This is a genomic window from Thiolapillus sp., assembly GCF_048562965.1.
Taxonomy (GTDB): Bacteria; Pseudomonadota; Gammaproteobacteria; order Chromatiales; family Chromatiaceae; genus Thiolapillus; species Thiolapillus brandeum_A.
Window position 1 is genome coordinate 1 of sequence record NZ_JBHNMF010000463.1, and the last position, 2,648, is coordinate 2,648.

4 protein-coding genes are annotated in these 2,648 nt (G+C 55.7%); 1 reads left to right on the top strand and 3 read right to left on the bottom strand.

Translation table 11 applies throughout. The features are described 5' to 3' along the window. Nucleotides 1–572 (top strand): hypothetical protein (locus ACOCD2_RS16355; RefSeq protein WP_419625793.1); only part of this gene is annotated, 572 nt, incomplete at its 5' end. A gap of 84 nt (nt 573–656) precedes the next feature. Here ACOCD2_RS16355 and ACOCD2_RS16360 read toward each other — a convergent pair. The 3 genes from ACOCD2_RS16360 to ACOCD2_RS16370 form a co-directional block, all read right to left on the bottom strand. After that, complete coding sequence (locus ACOCD2_RS16360; RefSeq protein WP_419625794.1) at nt 657–980, bottom strand: hypothetical protein; 324 nt, start codon at nt 978–980, stop codon at nt 657–659. A gap of 11 nt (nt 981–991) precedes the next feature. Then, on the bottom strand, nt 992–2,191 hold the full coding sequence (locus ACOCD2_RS16365; RefSeq protein ID WP_419590170.1) for an RHS repeat-associated core domain-containing protein: 1,200 nt from the start codon (nt 2,189–2,191) through the stop codon (nt 992–994). Between the two features lie 47 nt (nt 2,192–2,238). Further along, nucleotides 2,239–2,648 (bottom strand): hypothetical protein (locus ACOCD2_RS16370; RefSeq protein ID WP_419625795.1); only part of this gene is annotated, 410 nt, incomplete at its 5' end.

The following is a 2,648-nucleotide window of genomic DNA, read 5'->3' on the forward strand; positions in this document are numbered from 1 at the left end:
GGGACCTGGCATTCATCATGCGTCGCCAGCGGAATGTCATGCTACGTACCCTGACCATGTTCATGACACCGATGATCAGTATTCTGAATCAGGCGCGGATGTACGGTTCAAAGCGCACAGCTGCCGGGTATTTGCAGCTGATGCTGGTCACTATGGCCCCTGCGGTCACGGCGGAGTTGATCCGGCAGCTCTGGGAAGATGACGAAGATGACGAAGATTCAGATATTCTGAGTACGTTTGGTCGCGTGGTTTCTGACGGCACACTGTCTCTTTTCCCCTTAGGGAACATCGTAAATGCGGCTATACAGGGGCAATCCCGCAGTACGCCGGTCATAGGTGAGATACAGCACGGCGTTATGTCTCTGAGCCGGTTATCTTCCAGCTTTTTGAACGAAGAGGCTGAGGTGAGTAAGCGGGATGTGATAGGTGTGCTGAAGTTTGCAGCAGTGCTGACACAGGTAGGGGGTGCTGACCAGGCGCTGGATACTGCCAGCGGTCTGTATGATGCTATTCAGGAGTGGGATGATCTGACGAAGAAGGAAGTCGCGTCGAAGATCATGTTTGGAAGGTAGGGCCTCCTACCGCCGCCTCACCGGGAGTCGCTAACCCGGAGGACCCAGTGAGGCTTTTGGGTCAGTAAAAGGCCCTATGTTGGTTTAGCAGAGTACTTGAGAAACGAGCTTAACGTATTCGTCGATCTTGTCCAGTTTGGTCTGCTGGTTATCGTGTTTGGAATTCACCATGTGATCGATCGCATCCAGAGCGGGACCGGATCGAATGATAATATGATCCTCAGGGTAGGTCCCTTGGGAGGTATGTGGACGTGCCCAGGTTTTACCGTCTTTAGGGTCTGGGTGTCGGGCATCACTCAGATCCTGCAAAGTGCTGTCTACCAGATCGAGCAGCATGCATGGTGTTTTATTTGCGTCCTTCTTGAAGACACGGACGAGGGTACGGATGGTATCAATTGCGTGTTGCATGTGTATTTCTCCTATTTTAGATTAGCGGCATGTGCGGGAATTTCGATGCTTTCATCGATGCCCATGAAAATGATTGAGTCTCTAACAAACCGTTTCAGTCTTCCCAGCCAGATAGCAGCACGGGTTTGTGGGACGGCGGGGGTAACACCGGTTCCGGCGGTACCTGCTGTACTCAACGGTGATGTTGTATCCGCTGAGTAGGCTACACCTGTTTCCACTGATTGCTGAATTTCGGTTTCAGTCATTGTACCAGCAATGGCCTCACTATTGAAAGAGGTAGTTGCGATTCCTGTTTCCAAAAGCTCAGACTGATAGGTGGCCTGCGCTGCGTTTAGCGTGGTGAACCCCGGTACGGACTGCCCGATGGCCTGTATCTGTGCGTTTGCCAGAGGGGCGACTTCCTGCGTTCCTGCCAGAAGGGACATTTCGTATTCTTCGGGTGCGGTAGCCATTGCTGTTTCGAAGCTGGCCTCTGAGGCAGGTGCCATCACGGCTTCCCCTGCGATACTGGTGGTATTCTCAGCGCCGATATCCACCAGGGAGGATGTGGCGAAGGTGCCTGAAAGCATACTCACGGAGTCTTCTGTGGCGGATACCGTGACGGCTTCAGCAGCGATAGCATCGGCGGTATCGCCCATGGCAGCGGCGCCCCCTGACAGGCCCACGGCCTCTGCACTGGCAGTAGCGGATTCAACCCCGGTAGCCATGACAGCCCAGCCCGCGGAGGCTGTAGCAGCGGTTTCTGCGGCAACGGAAGCCCCGGTTGCTACGCCTGTGGCAGCGGCACCCGCAGTGGCTGAGGCGGCAGCTGCCCCGGTGACTGCTGCCACTTCCCCGGCTGCCACACCGGCAGCTGTAGCGGAGGCTGTCGCGGTAGCTGCCGCGGTGGCAGATGCTGTAGCTGCGGTCACAGCACCCGCTGTAGCGCCTCCTGCGCCCCCTGCGAGGGAGGCGGATATAGCGGATGTGCCGATCAGCGCTGTGAAGAAGGCTATGATGGCCACGGCTATTTCCCCGGACTTGTCATGGAACTTTAGGGGATTGTCCTTTGCGTAGAGATAGCTGCTGTATTCGGATCTGGCAGGGTCCGGTGTCAGAAACCTGGACAGTTTGTAGGAGTATGCACGCTTACCAAAGATGTAGACCGGGCCGTGGGCGACCTGCCCCCCAAAACGCGGCGTTGTGACTTGCGCTGTATTCAGTGCAGCCATTCCTACTATCCCCGCCAGTGCAGCCCCTGCAATGAGTGAGCGCGTGTTCATCTACCGGGGTTTAGTATGTCTACGACGTCTTCACGCGTAGGCAGCCAACGGCGGAGTATCCGTGCGTCATTCGCAGGCATCTGGAACCGGGTTGAGGCGGGCTCAAAGAACATGGGCACTTTAGCCGCTGTGGAATTAATGGCCCAGCCGCTCAGGTAGGATGCGTACTTTCGACGGTTCTTAGGTTTTCTCCACCCTATGTAAGCCCTGTCGATCTGTTCCTGTGTGGTGTCGTCGGGGAACTGCTCACTCTGGAGGCGTTGTAGTGTAAGGGATTCGCTCCGGTTCATTGCGGTTTTATACTGGAGATGGCTACGTTTGAGTACCATGCTTTCGCGGGTATTGTAGTGTTCCAGTCTCTGTAGCCGGTGCAGGCGTTCCATCTCTTTGTCGCGCGGGGTCATAT